21 protein-coding genes are annotated in these 15,954 nt (G+C 50.3%); 19 read left to right on the top strand and 2 right to left on the bottom strand.

Features of this window, described 5'->3' with window-relative positions; translation table 11 throughout:
- Positions 1–2: 2 nt before the first annotated feature.
- From GC101_RS04145 to GC101_RS04090, 13 genes are all read left to right on the top strand, one after another.
- Positions 3–1,154, top strand: coding sequence for a thiolase family protein (locus GC101_RS04145; protein WP_343049585.1), 1,152 nt, complete (start codon positions 3–5; stop codon positions 1,152–1,154).
- Complete coding sequence (locus tag GC101_RS04140) at positions 1,151–1,525, top strand: FAS1-like dehydratase domain-containing protein (protein WP_171716180.1); 375 nt, start codon at positions 1,151–1,153, stop codon at positions 1,523–1,525. Before GC101_RS04145 ends, GC101_RS04140 begins: the two co-directional genes overlap by 4 nt.
- Position 1,526: 1 nt before the next feature.
- On the top strand, positions 1,527–1,880 hold the full coding sequence (locus GC101_RS04135) for a MaoC/PaaZ C-terminal domain-containing protein (RefSeq protein ID WP_171716179.1): 354 nt from the start codon (positions 1,527–1,529) through the stop codon (positions 1,878–1,880).
- A complete protein-coding gene (locus tag GC101_RS04130; RefSeq protein ID WP_171716178.1) occupies positions 1,877–2,713 on the top strand; it encodes an SDR family NAD(P)-dependent oxidoreductase in 837 nt (278 codons plus the stop codon). The genes GC101_RS04135 and GC101_RS04130 overlap by 4 nt, the downstream gene beginning before the upstream one ends.
- Positions 2,700–3,500, top strand: a complete 801-nt coding sequence (locus GC101_RS04125; protein WP_171716177.1) for an energy-coupling factor transporter ATPase — start codon at positions 2,700–2,702, stop codon at positions 3,498–3,500. The genes GC101_RS04130 and GC101_RS04125 overlap by 14 nt, the downstream gene beginning before the upstream one ends.
- Positions 3,485–4,345, top strand: a complete 861-nt coding sequence (locus GC101_RS04120; protein ID WP_171716176.1) for an ATP-binding cassette domain-containing protein — start codon at positions 3,485–3,487, stop codon at positions 4,343–4,345. Before GC101_RS04125 ends, GC101_RS04120 begins: the two co-directional genes overlap by 16 nt.
- A complete protein-coding gene (locus GC101_RS04115) occupies positions 4,335–5,150 on the top strand; it encodes an energy-coupling factor transporter transmembrane component T family protein (protein WP_171716175.1) in 816 nt (271 codons plus the stop codon). The genes GC101_RS04120 and GC101_RS04115 overlap by 11 nt, the downstream gene beginning before the upstream one ends.
- A 121-nt stretch (positions 5,151–5,271) precedes the next feature.
- Complete coding sequence (locus GC101_RS35695) at positions 5,272–5,514, top strand: hypothetical protein (RefSeq protein WP_216626437.1); 243 nt, start codon at positions 5,272–5,274, stop codon at positions 5,512–5,514.
- Entirely contained in the window at positions 5,492–5,668 is a 177-nt protein-coding gene (locus GC101_RS36890; RefSeq protein WP_425497134.1) for a GNAT family N-acetyltransferase, read from the top strand. The genes GC101_RS35695 and GC101_RS36890 overlap by 23 nt, the downstream gene beginning before the upstream one ends.
- Positions 5,669–5,684: 16 nt before the next feature.
- A complete protein-coding gene (locus GC101_RS04105; protein WP_171716174.1) occupies positions 5,685–6,596 on the top strand; it encodes an aminoglycoside phosphotransferase family protein in 912 nt (303 codons plus the stop codon).
- A gap of 161 nt (positions 6,597–6,757) precedes the next feature.
- Entirely contained in the window at positions 6,758–8,314 is a 1,557-nt protein-coding gene (locus tag GC101_RS04100) for an ABC-F family ATP-binding cassette domain-containing protein (protein WP_042138297.1), read from the top strand.
- Between the two features lie 115 nt (positions 8,315–8,429).
- Entirely contained in the window at positions 8,430–9,551 is a 1,122-nt protein-coding gene (locus GC101_RS04095) for a PTS transporter subunit EIIC (RefSeq protein ID WP_171716173.1), read from the top strand.
- 98 nt (positions 9,552–9,649) lie between these two features.
- Entirely contained in the window at positions 9,650–10,147 is a 498-nt protein-coding gene (locus GC101_RS04090; protein WP_171716172.1) for a YcxB family protein, read from the top strand.
- Positions 10,148–10,226: 79 nt separating this feature from the next.
- Here the strand turns inward: GC101_RS04090 and GC101_RS04085 are convergent, their stop codons facing one another.
- Positions 10,227–10,598 carry an iron chaperone gene (locus tag GC101_RS04085; RefSeq protein WP_171716171.1) on the bottom strand — a complete coding sequence of 124 codons (372 nt, stop codon included), beginning with the start codon at positions 10,596–10,598 and terminating at the stop codon, positions 10,227–10,229.
- A gap of 204 nt (positions 10,599–10,802) precedes the next feature.
- Between GC101_RS04085 and GC101_RS04080 the strand changes: the two genes are divergently transcribed.
- The 6 genes from GC101_RS04080 to GC101_RS04055 all read left to right on the top strand — a co-directional run bounded on the left by GC101_RS04080 (position 10,803) and on the right by GC101_RS04055 (position 14,139).
- Positions 10,803–11,267: a hypothetical protein gene (locus GC101_RS04080; protein ID WP_171716170.1), complete on the top strand. Its 465-nt coding sequence runs from the start codon at positions 10,803–10,805 to the stop codon at positions 11,265–11,267.
- Positions 11,258–11,722 (top strand): GNAT family N-acetyltransferase, encoded by a 465-nt coding sequence (locus GC101_RS04075; RefSeq protein WP_171716169.1) that lies wholly within the window; start codon positions 11,258–11,260, stop codon positions 11,720–11,722. The genes GC101_RS04080 and GC101_RS04075 overlap by 10 nt, the downstream gene beginning before the upstream one ends.
- A 46-nt stretch (positions 11,723–11,768) precedes the next feature.
- On the top strand, positions 11,769–12,161 hold the full coding sequence (locus tag GC101_RS04070; protein ID WP_171716168.1) for a VOC family protein: 393 nt from the start codon (positions 11,769–11,771) through the stop codon (positions 12,159–12,161).
- Between the two features lie 66 nt (positions 12,162–12,227).
- Positions 12,228–12,860, top strand: coding sequence for a pyridoxamine 5'-phosphate oxidase family protein (locus GC101_RS04065; protein WP_171716167.1), 633 nt, complete (start codon positions 12,228–12,230; stop codon positions 12,858–12,860).
- 21 nt (positions 12,861–12,881) lie between these two features.
- A complete protein-coding gene (locus GC101_RS04060; RefSeq protein WP_171716166.1) occupies positions 12,882–13,505 on the top strand; it encodes a class I SAM-dependent methyltransferase in 624 nt (207 codons plus the stop codon).
- A 10-nt stretch (positions 13,506–13,515) separates the two neighbouring features.
- A complete protein-coding gene (locus tag GC101_RS04055) occupies positions 13,516–14,139 on the top strand; it encodes an HAD family hydrolase (RefSeq protein ID WP_171716165.1) in 624 nt (207 codons plus the stop codon).
- A gap of 318 nt (positions 14,140–14,457) precedes the next feature.
- Here the strand turns inward: GC101_RS04055 and GC101_RS04050 are convergent, their stop codons facing one another.
- Complete coding sequence (locus GC101_RS04050) at positions 14,458–15,915, bottom strand: transposase (RefSeq protein ID WP_171716164.1); 1,458 nt, start codon at positions 15,913–15,915, stop codon at positions 14,458–14,460.
- Positions 15,916–15,954: the final 39 nt, after the last annotated feature.

Genomic DNA, 15,954 nt, shown 5'->3' with positions numbered 1-15,954 from the left:
AAATCAAAGAGGCCGTGCTGGTTATGGCCAGGCGTACACCTGTCGGCAAAATCGGTGGACAGCTAAGCTCGCTTGAACCGGAGCAGCTGCTTGCCCCGCTGATTCGCCTCCTCGTTACTGAAGCACAGCTGCCGCCGGAATGGATTGATGATGTCATCATCGGCAATGTAGTGGGACCTGGCGGGAATATTGCCCGTAAGTCTGTGCTTGAAGCAGGATTGCCTGTTACGGTACCGGGAGTCACAGTCGACCGTCAATGCGGTTCAGGGCTTGAAGCCATCATCATGGCGGCCCGCCTCGTTCAGAGCGGTGCCGGAGAGATATTCCTGGCAGGCGGAGCCGAAAGTGTAAGCCGGGCGCCTTGGCGAATGTTCAGACCCGGCACGCTGGCGGGGACGCCAACCTTATATACACGCGCACCGTTTACACCCATTGCTTACGGAGATCCTGACATGGGGCTTGCTGCAGAGAATGTGGCGTCCAAATACGGGATTACCCGTGAAGCGCAGGATCTGTATACGCTGGAGAGCCACCTTAAAGCCGTCCGGGCTCAAAGTACAGGCAGATATGTACCGGAGCTTGTACCGTTGCAAGTCAACGGATTACGGATTGCAGAGGATGAATGTCCGAGACCGGATACAAGCCTGGGGAAGCTGCGCAGCCTGCCGCCTGTATTTGCGGAGAATGGCACTGTGACTGCCGGGAATGCCTGTCCTATTAATGACGGTGCCGCTCTGGCGCTCATCATGTCGCGTGACAAGTGTGAACAGCTTAACCTGACGCCCATCCTCCGTTTTGTTGACTCTCAGGCTGCCGGAGTGGACCCCCGTTATCCGGGGATCGGACCGGTTCCGGCAGTCCGGAAACTGTTATGCCGCCAGGGTCTGACCATCGGGGATGTGGATATCGTTGAATTTAATGAAGCTTTTGCCGCTCAGGTATTGGCATCACTGCAGGAGCTTCAGCTTCCAGCGGATAAGGTTAATCCCGGTGGAGGCGCATTAGCTCTGGGTCATCCTTACGGCGCATCCGGTGCGATCCTTATGACGCGTCTATATTCGGAGATGCTGCAAACCCCCTACAAACGGGGGATAGCTACACTTGGCATTGGCGGCGGGATGGGGCTGGCCGTTCTGGTGGAGGCGGTTATATGAACAAGATCCGCTTTCAGGTTCAGCTCACGACGGATAATATCGTGCAGTATGCACACAGCATAGCTTCGCCCCTACAGAGAATAGGAGGAGCAGCCGTTGCTCCTTCGACTATGCCGGTCACATTCTGGAAGACAGCAGATGTCCCCTGGCTTCCCATGAAAGCGGCAATGATTCACGGAACGCAGCAGTTTACTTATCATGCTCCGCTGATGGCGGGTATGAATCTGAATTGCGAACTAACCTTACTTGCTGTAGAGCACAAAAACGGCCGGAGCGGCGTGCTGACTTTCTATACCCATTCTCTATTCTGCTGTCACCGGGGCAGCCCCATCGCTGTAGCAGAAACCGTCTTGATCGGGAGAGGTGAATGATATGAGAATCAGGATCTCTGAGGGTGATATCCGGCAATATGCTGCTGTCACCAAGGATGAGGCAGCGATTCATCTGAATGCCGCAGCCGCAAGAGAAGCGGGTTACGAGGCTCCCATTGCCCATGGAATGTATATCATGGGGCTGGCGCAGTCTTTATATATGAAAGAACACCTCTCCCATTGGATTCAGTCCATTACTATGCGGTTTGAGAAGCCGTGTGTTCAAGGCTCAGCCGTATGCTTCCGGTATAACGATTTGAAGCATGATCAGATCCAGGTAACGGTAGTGACAGATCAAGGGGAAATCATCGCTAAAGGCTCTTTTGGCGTTGTAAAGGGGATCATGGATATATGAAGACGGTATTGATTACAGGGGCAACCAGAGGGATTGGACGAAGCATGGCTATTGAACTGGGACGCTGCGGATATCAGGTCGCCGTTAATGGTTTAAATGGCAAGAGTGTTAAGCAAGTAGTCGAGGACATCCGGGGGACAGGCGGCTTCGCGGAGGGATTCTGTGCCAATGTTGCCGATCCCGCTGCCGTTACGGCAATGATGGACGAAGTGGCCGGGAAGATGGGTTCCCTGGATATTTTAATTCATAACGCCGGCATTCTTCATGACCGCAGATGTGAGTTCATGACGGATCTGGAGTGGCAGGCTGTCCTCGGCGTTCATTTGAATGGGGCTTTCTACTGCATCCGGCGTGCAATTGCCCATCTGAGCCGGGACGGAGGCGATATTCTGCTGATGACCTCAACCGCGGGGTTAGCCGGATCGGCAGGACAGGTCAATTACAGTGCGGCCAAGGCCGGACTTCTCGGGATGCTGTGGACGCTTGCTGATGAACTGAAGGCCAAGCGGATCAGGGTTAACGGCATTGCTCCTGCTGCCTTAACCGATATGACCCGGCCGGTGATTCAACATTTGACAGAAAAATATGCAGAGCGTAATGAGCCGCTTCCTGAGGCATGGAGCTTGGGTGAAGCGGAAGATGTGGCCCGGTTCGTGCGTGCGCTTCTGGATCACAAGGACCCGGAGCTGACGGGGCAAGTGTTCGGCATTAACGGACAGCAGATTACACCTTGGGAGAAGCCGCGGGCGCTTGCTACAGTTACTTTTGCGCCGGAAGATTTTTTTGAATTAAGGAAACAGCGGAGGGAGCGCGGGGCAGATGCTTGTATTTGATCAGGTCGATTATTATTACCGGAGCAGGAATCCGGTTCTTCGCCAGCTAAGCTTTGAAATCCGCCAAGGTGAATTCCTCTCCATCATTGGAGGGAACGGAAGCGGAAAGTCCACGCTCGCCAAGTTAATGAACGGGCTCCTGCAGCCAAGAGAAGGACAAGTAATGCTGGACCATTTGAATACACGGACTCCTGATGACCTTGGGAAGATTCGGGAGCAGGCCGGACTGGTATTTCAAAATCCCGACAATCAGTTCATCACAACCTCTGTTCTGGATGAAGTGATATTCGGACTGGAGAATCTGCGCGTGCCGAGAGCTGATATGGCCGGGCGGGCGAATATGGCTCTGCAAGCAGTTCACATGGAAGATTATGCGGAAGCCATGCCGCATCAACTGTCAGGCGGCCAGAAACAGCGGGTTGCTGTTGCTGCCGTTGTGGCAATGGAACCTTCGATAATCATCTTTGATGAAGCGACCTCCATGCTCGATCCGCAGGGAAGAAGAGACATCCTCGAGCTGATGAACTCCCTTCACCGGCAGGGTAAGACCATTATTCAGATCACGCATCATATGGATGAGATTCTTTCCTCTGACCGTGTTCTGCTTCTGAGCAGAGGAGAAATTGCTTTTGACGGATCACCCTCCGCCTTGTTTAGCAGCGTATCCATTACAGAGCATCAGCTCTCTCCCCCTTTTGCGGTAAGACTACATCAAGCGCTCGGATTGAAAGCCCCCCTGCGTGCGGATTGGAAGGAGACGGTGTCTGCCTTATGGGCTACGAGTTAAATGACGTAAGTGTAAAGTTGAACGGGGTAGAGATCCTTCAATCCGTAAGCTGCACGCTTCAGGAGGGGAAATGGATTTCGGTAATTGGCCATACCGGGGCAGGAAAATCCACCTTTGCCAAAGTAATGAAGGGGCTGGTTCCTTTCTACAGAGGCGAATATACGCATGACCGCCAACCTCTGCCCAGGGACAGTAAAGGGAATATGAAGGCCGTCCCGCAGATCGGTTATGTATTTCAATATCCGGAGCAGCAGCTTTTCGCAACGACGGTTTATAGGGAGCTGGCCTTTGCTCTTACTGTGAAGGGGGAATCACCAGGGAAAGTGGAAGCAGCGGTCAAGACGGTTATGGAGCAGCTGGGACTCCCGGCGGATCTTCTCCAGGAGAAGCCGTTCCAGCTTAGCGGGGGGCTTAAGCGGCTTGTCGCTGTCGCTTCCGTGCTGATTACGGAGCCGGAGCTCCTTATTCTGGATGAGCCCACCGCCGGACTTGATTCCGTGCACAGGACAGCGCTGCTGAAGCAGCTCCAGGTATGGCAGAGGGAGAAGAACCGGACAGTACTGCTCATCTCTCATCAGCTTGAGGAGGTTGCCGACTATTCGGACGAGGTGATGGTCTTCCAGAAGGGACACTTATTAGCCCATTTGGAGGCAAATGAGTTATTTCTGAAGTGTGCAGATTTGTTGGAGCAAGCCGGGTTGCCTTTGCCGGAGCCCGTACAGCTCTTAAGACTCATTGAGGGGATTTCCGGACGGACTCTTACACCGGCGAGTTGCAGGGAAGAAGATATTATGCAGCTTGTGAGGAACGTCTGGCAGTCCAGAGGTCTTCATCATGAAGGATAACATCATGCTGGGCCAGTATATCCCTTCAGATTCAGTACTCCACCGGCTAGACCCCCGTACCAAGCTGTTAAGCATGCTAACCTTTACAATTTGCTCTCTTTTACTCAATAATTATGGCGGATATGCTATAGCGTCTGTCTTTGTGGGAAGCCAGCTGCTGTTGTCCAGAGTTCCGCTGCGGAATTTACTTAGAGGATTAAAGCCGGTTGTGCTTATCCTGTCCTTTACTTTTGTATACCATCTCTTCTTTACCCCGGGAACGCCACTCTGGCCGGGTTCGGCCTTTAAAGTGACAGAAGCAGGAATAGAGAAGGGCCTCTTCGTTGTCTGGCGTATTCTCTTGCTCGTGTCGCTTGCATCGCTGCTGACCTTGACGACCAAGCCGCTGGATCTGGCAAAAGCCCTGGAACAACTGCTTAAGCCGTTATCCCGCTGGGGAGTCCCGGTGGAGGCTATCGCATTGATGCTCGTGATTGCAGTCCGCTTCATCCCGGCAATTATTCAAGAGGTGGACCGCATTATGCTGGCGCAAAGAGCCAGAGGGTATGACATTATAGCGATCAAAGGACATAAGCGGGTATTTGCATATTTGTCATTGGTGGTTCCCCTGCTAATAACAACGGTTCAACGGGCGGAGCAGCTGGCAATGACAATCGATGCAAGAGCCTATGGGACTGGAAGGGGCCGCACTTCTTATAGAGAGCTAAGATTATCGCGGATGGATTATACCGCCGGGGGAGTCACGCTTGCTTACGTGCTGCTGCTTCTGTATCTGTATCTGAACATGACCATAGCGCTTGATTAGAGCTTAGTGAACTTCAACTCCGTATAGTTTATGTATAACGAAAACCTCCCTTAATCTGGAAATGGTTGCATGATATAATGAGCTTGCGATTATTCAGACCGAAGGAACAGAGGGGGAAGATATGTATCTGTACAAAGGGAACCTGGTCATCCGGGATGCGGCTATAGGCGATGCAAAGCTGTTATGCAGCTGGTGGAACGACGGGAGGATTATGGCGCACGCTGGTTTTCCCCATGGAATAGGCACTACTGAACAAGAGGTACGAAGCAAACTGCAGAGCGGGGCGGACCCGGAACGGCAAGGCCGTTTGATCCTGGAGATCAGCGGCGTTATATCACACAATCATCCTCGATACCAATCTTAAGAACACCAGAGCACAGCATGTATATGAGAAACTCGGCTTCCGTAAAATTGCGGTACGAACGGATGCGTGGACAGATCAGCTTGGAGAATGGCAGAGTTTTATCGATTATGAGTTGACCCAAGCGGAATGGAGAGCAGACTGGCTACATGACTGAAAGGAGCCGTTGCGGCATGATTGTAATACCTGAACCTTTTACCAAAAGAATGCACGAACTCTACGGTAAGCAGGGCGAAGCATGGGCGGAGGCGCTGCCTGATCTGATTACCGACTGTGCAGACCGCTTCGGCATTAGTCCGGAAGCTCCATTTTCCAATCTATCGTATAATTATGTACTCCGTGCAAAGTCCGGTAACGGGAAGCCGGCAGTCCTAAAATTATCCTTCATGAAGGAGGAGCTTTCTAAGGAAGTTAGTATACTTCGTGCCTATGAGGGCCGGGGGGCGATTCGTGTACTGGAAGCAGACGAAGATTGGGGGATTGCTCTGCTGGAGGGAGCTGACCCGGGCACGCCGTTGTCTGCGATTGAGGATGATGCGAAGGCGACGAATATCTTTTGTGAAGTATTTCAGCGTCTTCAGCTTCCTGCACCAGCCGGCAGCCGGTACCCGTCTATGAAGCAGCACTTCGCGGCCATAGAGCGATACCGTGAGCGATTCGACGATGGGAACGCTGCAGCGCCACTGCCTGAGAGTTGGGTGGAAAATGCCGAAGAATGTCTGGTATATCTCATTAACACCACGGAAGAGAATTATCTGCTGCACGGTGATCTGCATCATGACAACATCCTCCGCCAAGGAGAAGAGCAATGGGTTGTTATTGATCCCAAGGGCATCATCGGTGACGTTCATTTTGATACTGTCCAGTATCTGCTTAACTATATGGATCGGGGTGGTGATTGCGAGCAGGCACTTCGGGGCCGGATTGCGATTATGGCCGGCCGTCTTGGCCTGGACCCTCGCCGAATCGCGATGTGGGGTGTGGTACGAGGCGTGCTTGAGGCATGCTGGACGATCGAAGATGGAGGGACAGATTGGCACAGAGGCATCCAGTTAACAGAGCTTTTCGCCCAATGCCTGGATTGAGCCAAGAACTATGCTTATGTTCCAGGGGAAGTCAAAGCGTAAGCAGACACTAACCTCATGTTAGTGTTTTTTCGCCTTTTTTTGCAAACCGTCTGGAGTTGTGGCGCTTTAGCCTTTATAATATGACGAGAATATAGAATAAAGGAAAAGGTGTTAATTTCATGAGCATATTAAATGTAGAAAAGCTGAGTCACGGGTTCGGAGACCGGGCCATATTCACTGATGTATCCTTCCGCCTGCTGAAGGGCGAGCATATCGGTCTGATTGGTGCCAACGGTGAAGGTAAATCGACCTTCATGAATATCATTACCGGCAAGCTGCAGCCGGACGAAGGCAAGGTGGAATGGGCGAAACGCATGCGCGCCGGTTATCTGGATCAGCATGCTGTACTTCAGCAGGGACAATCCATCCGTGATGTTCTGCGCGGAGCCTTCCAATATCTGTTCGATATGGAACAAGAGATGAACGATATGTACGGCAAGATGGGTGAGGTCACCCCGGAGGAGCTGGAGCAGCTGCTGGAGGACGTTGGAACGATTCAGGACATGCTGACCAGCCAGGATTTCTATATGATCGATGCCAAAATCGATGAAACGGCCCGCGGGCTGGGTCTTACCGACATCGGTCTGGACAAAGACGTTAACGATCTCAGCGGCGGTCAACGGACCAAGGTTCTGCTGGCTAAGCTGCTGCTGGAGAAGCCGGACATCCTGCTGCTCGATGAGCCTACGAACTATCTGGATGAACAGCATATCAACTGGCTGAAGCGTTACTTGCTGGATTACGAGAATGCCTTCATTCTGATTTCGCATGACATTCCGTTCCTGAACAGCGTAATCAACCTGATCTATCATATGGAGAATCAGTCGTTGTCGCGTTACGTGGGCGATTATGAGTATTTCCAGCAGGTGTATGAAGCGAAGAAATCGCAGCTGGAATCGGCCTTCAAACGCCAGCAGCAGGAAATCGCCGATCTGAAGGACTTCGTTGCGCGCAATAAGGCCAGCGTAGCTACCCGGAATATGGCAATGTCCCGGCAGAAGAAGCTGGATAAGATGGATGTCATCGAGATTGCCAAGGAGAAGCCGAAGCCGCAATTTAACTTCAAGCAGGGCCGGACCTCCGGCAAGGTGATTTTTGAAGCGAAGGATCTGGTAATCGGCTACGATTCCCCATTGTCCAGACCGCTTGATCTGAGCATGGAGCGGGGACAGAAGATTGCCCTTGTAGGTGCGAACGGGATCGGTAAAACTACGCTGCTGCGCAGCATTCTCGGCCAGATTCAAGCCATTTCAGGCTCGGTCAGACTCGGTGATCTGCTGGAGATCGGCTATTTCGAACAGGAAATGAAGGAATCGAATTACAACACCTGTATTGAAGAGATCTGGAACGAGTTCCCGTCCTACTCCCAATTTGAAATCCGGGCGGCACTGGCCAAATGCGGCCTGACGACCAAGCATATCGAGAGCAAGATTGCGGTCTTAAGCGGCGGCGAGAAAGCCAAAGTACGTTTGTGCAAGCTGATCAACCGTGATAGCAACCTGCTTGTACTGGATGAGCCTACCAACCATCTCGATGTAGATGCCAAGGAAGAGCTGCAGCGTGCGCTCAAAGCTTATAAAGGCAGCATCCTGCTGATTTCCCATGAACCTGAATTTTACCGCGATATCGTGACGGATATCTGGAACTGCGAATCGTGGACGACAAAAGTATTCTAAAAAGCCGGCAATAACGCCGGTCTGACGGTGACCCGTAAGAGGACAGCTTTGAACAAAGTGCCCCTTCTTACGGGTCATTTATGTCAAGATGTAAGTATAGGTTCAGGAGGAACATATGGAAGAGAAGCATGAGGAGATACCTGTGAAGCAAGTCAGGAGAAGTATAGTCAATGTCATCATTGACGGCATTTCCGGAATCTTTCTTCCAATCGTTAATATTCTTAGTGCGGCAGGCATTATGAAGGGTTTACTCGCCGGCGCGGTTGCACTGGAGATCATCAGCAAGACAGAAGGCACATATACGGTGCTGAATGCGATGGCGGACAGTCTGTTCTACTATCTTCCGCTGCTGCTTGCGTTTACAGCCGCCCGCAAATTCGGGGCTAACCCCTTTACTGCTGTTGTGATTGCCGGGGTGCTGTTGTACCCGAGCCTGACCACGCTGTTTGACAACCAGGAAATCATACAATTTCTCGGGATGAGTATTACTCCCGTTAACTATCCTGCGAGCGCCATTCCGATCATCCTTGCGGTAGGCCTCTTAGTGTATGTAGAACGATTCTGCGTTAAAATATTGCCTGAGGTGATCCGGGAGTTTTTTACCCCGCTGATCTCGATTGTGACGGTGTCCGCCGTGACACTGCTGGTGTTCGGTCCAATTGGCTCACTTGCCGGAGACGTGCTTGCTGAAGGATACCACTCTGTATACAACCTCAGTTCGGTAGGGGCGGGAATGGTGCTTGGCGCGATTATTCAGCCGATGGTTATCTTCGGATTGCACTGGAGTCTGGTACCGCTGGCAATCAACAATATCAGCGTACATGGCTCGGATACCATCCTCGCGCTGATGGGACCGGCCTCCTTCGCACAGGCAGGAGCGGCACTCGCCGTGTTCATCAAAGCCAAGGACAAGAAGTTCAAAACCTTATGCTTGTCCGCGTCTATCTCAGCCTTGTTCGGAGTGACCGAGCCCGCGATGTTCGGTGTGAACCTGCCCTTGCGCAAGCCGATGGTCATTGTCTGCTGTGCGGGAGCGATCGGAGGCGGAATGGTCGGTTTATCCGGCTCGTCGGCGATTTCTTTCGCTTTTCCGGGCTTGGCGACTTTACCCGCTTATCTGGGGGACGGATTCGTCGGCTTCCTGATCGCCTGTACGACCGGATTTCTGATCGCGTTGATTGCTACGCTGTTCGTGAAGCTGGGACCGGTGCCGGCGGTGGAGCCTAGCTCCAAGTAGATTGCAGAAGGCGGCAAGCTATTTAATCCGCTATGGGTTTCGTGTAATGAATGCTATACTACTAGAGGTTATTAAGTGAACAGATAAAGGGTGACAAGATGGAGAAAATCAGCTTTCATTACGGGAAACATATTCAAAAGGTTGCGCGGGCACTATATTTCCATTCGTGGAAATCTATACTCTCCATTGGGGTTCAAGCGGTGTTTATAGCCGTTTGTATGATTCTATATGTTAAGAACGAATCCATTATACTCCTCGGGATATCGATAACGCTTGTGCTTACGATCGCTATGTCGATGGTTATGCGTACCTTGCTGCTGCCAAAGATCCTGTCGGCAGATACAAGGTACAACAAGGAATTCGAATATCTGTTCGATGCAGAAGGGATCAACTTCAGCCCGGAAGTAGATCAGTCCATCATGAAATGGGGCTCCTTCACCCGGGTATGGGAGAATAAAAGCTATTACTTACTGTTCCACGGTCAACAGGAATACTGGTTCATCGCTAAGCAATCGTTCGAGGATGCAGCGCAGGAGAATAAATTCAGAGCTTATGTATCGGATCACCGTAAGATTGTCACTGGAGTTATCCTGTAAAATGATATGTCATACTTGGACGTGCTATCCTGCACGTCCTTTTTTTTCTTGGCTGATCCCCGTGTTTCATCGCTGGCTTCTATGCCCGCCAGAAAGTTGTACAGTCAGCCTTATCCGCAATGTTGTACTCGATCATTTGTCGGAGTATGGTGTAATCAACCGGGCTCGTCCATTTCATCCGCACCAGCAGCTTGGTATGATCTAGGCCAGCCTGCTTAATGGCATCGGCAAAATGATCCATACCCGCCTTCTCGGGAGCAACAGCCAGATGCGCTTTGGATACACTAAAGCCGATAATATAAGTTCCGTGATCGGTGAACATCGGCTGGTTCCAGGCAATTTTCGGCGTTAATTGGGGGAATTCCTGTATCACCCAGGCCAGTACCTCTTCCGTCGCAGCGCGGTGTACCGGATTATCAATTTTAGCTAAATACTCTGCAAACTCTTCCATGGCTTTCCCTCCTGATCTGAAATCACTCTCATGCCATATATCTTATAGTTTCGTACCCGGTTAGTCAAAAAAATGAATACACAAATTAAGGGATTCGCCTATTCCGTCAAAGAATGTTACGACAGATTGCTGCATTCCATCTTTTTCCTGTATTATAATAAGAATCCAAGTGGTTGTTATTATCGCCAAAGCGGGGGGATATGAATGGAAACGATGATTGGATATAAAGGCAAACGTCCTGCTGAAATTATGGCTACGATAGGTACGAGTATTCTGATGTTATGCTGGATATGGTTCATGCTGCAAGCCAATAAATCTACCCTATTAGAGCTAATCATGGCTTTCCTCGTCATTGGGGTAGCAGTAACCATCATGGGGATATTAATTTATCGCTTGTTGACATGTCGCAGAGTGTTCGTCATTGAGATTAAGCCTGAAGCCCTTCAGATCAAGAATATTGAGATACAAGCGGGAAAGGTTAAGAAGATTTTTATCAAAGGATACTTTAAGCCCGTAATAGCGGTTAAGCCCAAAGCTAATTTGCTGGTGCCATACAAATACTGTTTCTGTTTCTCAGCCAAAGAGGATCAAGGGATAAAGGACCTGAAGGAATGGGCAGATCAGCATCAGATTGAAGTGTTGCACAAACGGTTTACGCGATGGCTGTAGTTATTAGACCATTAACACAGCTTCAAGCTGAAGATATTGCATACCATTGGCATTATACAGGTGAATATTCTTTTTATGATATGGATGCAGACGAGGAAGATTTAAATGAATTTCTGGACCCGGCCGGACGTGGGGATCATACATACGCTGTCTCGCAAGACGATGAACTTATAGGCTTTTTTACCATACTTCAAATTGAGGGTAATACCTCTGAGATAGGTTTAGGCATGAGACCCGATCTAACCGGGCGAGGCGCAGGGCAAGCTTTCCTGAAGTCGGTGCTGCATTATGTTACTGTGAATTTCCATCCTGAACGGATAACGCTGGCTGTAGCAACCTTTAATACCAGGGCTATCAAAGTGTATTTAAAAGCCGGATTTACCGCAGCAGATACCTACATGCAGGATACAAACGGAAGCACTTACGAGTTTATGAACATGGCATACAAGTGCTAAAATAATCTGAAAAGTTAAACCTTTAAACCACAAAGGAGGCACCGCAATGAAAGTCACCGGATTTAGTCATATTACAATCAATGTTCGCAACCTGCAGACGTCCCTGGATTTCTATCATGGCATTCTCGGTATGACCTTAAGACACCGAGGCAGAACGGATGCTTATCTGGAGTGGGGAAGTGCCTGGGTCTGCCTGGTCGAACGCATGGATGCCGGAGAACACGCAGACGGATTCGCCGGGATGGATCATGTGGCTTTTTATATCGCAGAGAACGATTTCAATGATGCTGTGGGCATCCTGAAGCAAAGTAATGTACATATTGTAAGAGGCCCGATACAGCGTGGAGTAGGCTGGTCCGTTAATTTCTTGGATCCGGATGGAATCCAGCTAGAACTGCATACTTCTACCCTCGATGAGCGGATGAAGATCTGGCGCTGAGAAACGTTTCGGGTATATGATTATAGAATATATTTATAGAAGCCAAACAAGAATCGAGGACGCTAGATGAATAATCCTTTTACAGAAATTCTGACTTCAGAAGCGGAGCTTAGAGAACTCCTGGGCTATCCCAGTGAGGTGGTGAAGCGTAAATCGATCCATCATCTGGATCATAATTGCCGCAATTTTATCGCTATGTCACCGCTGTTATTCCTGTCCACCGCAGATGAACACGGCTCTTGCGATGTCTCTCCACGCGGGGATGCACCCGGATCGGTAGTGGTGCTGGATGACGGTCATTTGGTGATTCCGGAGCGGCCGGGCAACCGCAGATTTGATTCCTTGCTAAATATCCTCGCTAACCCCAATGTAGGACTGATTTTTATCATCCCGGGGCTTGAAGAGACCCTGCGGATTAACGGGCAAGCTTACGTGATCAGAGATGAGGCTATTCTGGATAGGATGAGGGTCCGGGATAAACGGCCAACCTTGGGAATTGGTGTGAAGGTGGAGGAATGCTATATGCATTGTGCCAAGGCTTTTAAAAGATCGCAGCTCTGGGACAGCGGCTCCTGGCCCGCAGAAGCCTCGCTTCCGTCTGCTCCGGCGATTATCGCGGATCATGTGAATTCTGCCGAGTTTACTGTGGAAGTAGTCCGGCAAGGCATACAGGAGAGCTACGAGAAACGACTCTATTAATGAATGGGGTGACCGGCGCAGATGGATAAGCAGAAGCTGATCCGTATTTTTGATAAACAGGCCACAGACTATGCCCGCAAAAGAGAAGATCCCAAACAGCAGCGCTGGCGCCGGAATCTTATAGGCCAGGCACAAGGAGATGTGCTTGAGCTGGCAGTGGGGGCGGGGGCTAACTTCCCTTACTATCCCAGGGAGGTCAGGATTACTGCAGCGGATTTCAGCAGCGCAATGCTTGAGAAAGCGCGGCAGGCAGCAGGACATTACCACGTGAACGCCAATTTTGTATGTGCAGATATGGAAGAAATGAGCTTCCCCTGGCAATCCTTCGATACTATTGTTTCTACGTTATCTTGTTGCAGCTATCAGAATCCCCTGGAGATGCTGAAGAAGATGAACCGCTGGTGTAAGCCGGACGGAACTATCCTGCTGATGGAGCATGGGATCAGTTCTAACTTCCTGGTGTCAACGCTGCAACGGGCACTGAATCCGCTGCTGTACCGTGTCTATGGATGCTATCACACCCGGGATATTATTGGACTGGTCCGGGAGTCCGGGATGCAGATTAGTAAGGTAGAGAGCTACTCGCTGAATATGATTCATTTGATTTGGGCCTGGCCGCAGCAGCAACTACGAACTGAACGTTAGGAGAAGTGGAATGGACAGCATTATTTTTGATCTGGATGGCACGTTATGGGATTCTTCGGATGTAGTAGTGGTGGGATGGAATAGTGTGCTCAGCAATTACCAAGGCGTTGTGAACGGAGTAACCAAGGAAGATTTACAGGGAATCATGGGTCTGCAGGTAGATGAGGCTGGCCGGAAGCTGTTCCCGAATATCGATGAGGACACCCAGCAGAGAATCCTCAGAGAATGCTGTGAAGTAGAGTGTCTTAGTCTGGCGAAGCAAGGCGGAAGGCTGTATGAAGGGCTGGAAGAAGTGCTCAAGGCGTTGTCGGCAAAATATAAGCTGTTCATCGTGAGCAACTGCCAGGCGGGGTATATTGAGGCTTTTTATGAATACCATCAGCTGCAGAAGTACTTCATAGACTACGAGAATCCGGGGAGAACGGGACTATCCAAGGGCGAGAACATCAAGCTGGTGATGGAGCGGAATCACTTAAGCAGTCCTGTCTATGTGGGCGATACGGAGGGAGATATGAGGGCGGCGTGTTTTGCCGGGATTCCTTTTGTGTACGCGAGTTACGGATTTGGCGAAGTGAGCAGCTATGATCATGTGATTGATGGTCTGGATGGGTTATTGGGGTTGTTTGATGAATAGTATAGGCTGGGCGAAAACACATCGGCAGTAGGATACATTTTAGTAAGCACTATAGACAAATTAAGCGCTATAGACAAAATTGTTGTACGTTTTGCAACTTTGATGCGTAGATACCCGGGTACTAGGGAAGATTGTTGTACGAAATACAACAACAATTCTGTTAAGCCGCTTGTAGAAGGAGAAATCCTGCCTTTTGTACAACAATTTTCGATTTGGGCCGATTAAATCAGGATAATGTTGTATTATGGAGTCAATTTCATAATTCAATTTGCTGAATAGCAAGACTCGGCCAAAATCCAAGGTCATTTTTTAAAAAAATCAGGCCACTTGTTGGGAGTTTCTCAACTGCTGGTTCAACTTGTCTAACGCAAACTTACTCAGATTGTAGGCTAGCGTACTGAGCTGGAAATCGACACTTGCCCGGACGCCGCGGTGACGTGTGCGTTTCATGCCAAAATACTCTTTGAGATAGGCAAAAACACGCTCCACTGCCGTACGCTTTTTGTACAGCTCTGTAAAGCCTTCGCTCCCTCTTGCGGGATAGGTATGCTTACGCAAATCCGTTTGGATGCGGATTTTAAACACCTTTTGGCATCCGGAACTGAGCAGCGGGCAACCTTTGCACTCGCTCGGCTGGGTATACTTCAGTGTTTCGTACTTGGCATCAAAACTGTCGTAGCGGTAGGCATGTCCTTGGGAGCATACCGGCGTGTAGTCCACATTCATTCCCTCGGGCGGATCTTTGCGGTGAATCATGGGAATCGCCGGATAGGCACCTAACGAATGAATTAACTGGTAGATGGCCGCGCAGTCGTACCCTTTGTCGCCCAAGATATGCTTTACCTTCAGTGTGGGAAACTTCAGGAGCAGGCCTTTGAGCAGGACAACCGCCATACGCTGGTCATTCAGATTCGCCGAACTCCATACGCCGCTAACAATATATTGACAGTCCGTATCGACCAGCACATTCGCCTTAAAACCGTAGTAACTGGTGAGTCTGCCCTCTGTATTCTTCTTGTCACAACGTGCGGCATGCCGGGGCAGCGCGGCTAGCAGTTCGTCATACGTGTAAGGCAACATCGCTTCAATGGTTTTCTGAAACGGTCCGAGACTTTGTTCATAGGCTTCTTGTTCTGGACGCCGGCGTTCCTTTTCCGCATTGGAGGGACGTCCACGCTTGGTGTAGACAGGTTTCTTCGGCGGCTCGTTCACAACCTCAGGCTCAGGCTCGGTGAGTTCGAACTGGAGCTGCTGAGCTACCGGAGCCTCGCTTGGCTTTGGGGCACGGCGGGCCGCGCGGCGTTTCGCCGCAGCTTCGCTGAATCGGCAATCCCAAGCCTCCACAATGGAGGAATCTACGGCGAGATGTGTACCGCTGACAAAGCCTTCCTCTATAGCAGAAAGGACCAAGGAATCCTGCAGTTTCTCGAGCATTCCGGTTTGCTCTAGCGCATGAATCAAACGGGAATACGAAGATTCGCTCGGGATATTGTCGGAGCCGGTAAATCGGCACTGCGCCCGAAACTCTTCACTGTGGGTAAGACGCCAGACCAGGGAAGAAACAAACTCGATGTTCTCCATTTTAGCGATGAGCAATGAATAAATCATGGCAGGTACATTCAGTTCTTCGGGCCGGCCCCGGTTGTTCTTTTTCCGAAGAACGTGCAGAACCTTGGCGAGATCTAAGTGTTCAAAGATTTGGCTGTATTTATCTTCTGGGCGCATCAGGAACAATTCCTTAAAGGAAAACAGTTCTTCTTGTCGAATAGAATACATAGGGATTACCTCTTTTCATTCTCGGGTGTCGGTTTGGTC

This window comes from Paenibacillus phytohabitans (assembly GCF_013141775.1).
Taxonomy (GTDB): Bacteria; Bacillota; Bacilli; order Paenibacillales; family Paenibacillaceae; genus Paenibacillus_AQ; species Paenibacillus_AQ phytohabitans.
This window is presented reverse-complemented; position numbering and strand designations above follow the sequence as displayed.

Coding starts and splice junctions, on each gene's coding strand:
- GC101_RS04140 (WP_171716180.1), top strand. CDS start 1,151: ATGAACAAGATCCGCTTTCAGGTTCAGCTCACGACGGATAATATCGTG.
- GC101_RS04135 (WP_171716179.1), top strand. CDS start 1,527: ATGAGAATCAGGATCTCTGAGGGTGATATCCGGCAATATGCTGCTGTC.
- GC101_RS04130 (WP_171716178.1), top strand. CDS start 1,877: ATGAAGACGGTATTGATTACAGGGGCAACCAGAGGGATTGGACGAAGC.
- GC101_RS04125 (WP_171716177.1), top strand. CDS start 2,700: ATGCTTGTATTTGATCAGGTCGATTATTATTACCGGAGCAGGAATCCG.
- GC101_RS04120 (WP_171716176.1), top strand. CDS start 3,485: ATGGGCTACGAGTTAAATGACGTAAGTGTAAAGTTGAACGGGGTAGAG.
- GC101_RS04115 (WP_171716175.1), top strand. CDS start 4,335: ATGAAGGATAACATCATGCTGGGCCAGTATATCCCTTCAGATTCAGTA.
- GC101_RS35695 (WP_216626437.1), top strand. CDS start 5,272: ATGTATCTGTACAAAGGGAACCTGGTCATCCGGGATGCGGCTATAGGC.
- GC101_RS04105 (WP_171716174.1), top strand. CDS start 5,685: ATGATTGTAATACCTGAACCTTTTACCAAAAGAATGCACGAACTCTAC.
- GC101_RS04100 (WP_042138297.1), top strand. CDS start 6,758: ATGAGCATATTAAATGTAGAAAAGCTGAGTCACGGGTTCGGAGACCGG.
- GC101_RS04095 (WP_171716173.1), top strand. CDS start 8,430: ATGGAAGAGAAGCATGAGGAGATACCTGTGAAGCAAGTCAGGAGAAGT.
- GC101_RS04090 (WP_171716172.1), top strand. CDS start 9,650: ATGGAGAAAATCAGCTTTCATTACGGGAAACATATTCAAAAGGTTGCG.
- GC101_RS04085 (WP_171716171.1), bottom strand. CDS start 10,598: ATGGAAGAGTTTGCAGAGTATTTAGCTAAAATTGATAATCCGGTACAC.
- GC101_RS04080 (WP_171716170.1), top strand. CDS start 10,803: ATGGAAACGATGATTGGATATAAAGGCAAACGTCCTGCTGAAATTATG.
- GC101_RS04075 (WP_171716169.1), top strand. CDS start 11,258: ATGGCTGTAGTTATTAGACCATTAACACAGCTTCAAGCTGAAGATATT.
- GC101_RS04070 (WP_171716168.1), top strand. CDS start 11,769: ATGAAAGTCACCGGATTTAGTCATATTACAATCAATGTTCGCAACCTG.
- GC101_RS04065 (WP_171716167.1), top strand. CDS start 12,228: ATGAATAATCCTTTTACAGAAATTCTGACTTCAGAAGCGGAGCTTAGA.
- GC101_RS04060 (WP_171716166.1), top strand. CDS start 12,882: ATGGATAAGCAGAAGCTGATCCGTATTTTTGATAAACAGGCCACAGAC.
- GC101_RS04055 (WP_171716165.1), top strand. CDS start 13,516: ATGGACAGCATTATTTTTGATCTGGATGGCACGTTATGGGATTCTTCG.
- GC101_RS04050 (WP_171716164.1), bottom strand. CDS start 15,915: ATGTATTCTATTCGACAAGAAGAACTGTTTTCCTTTAAGGAATTGTTC.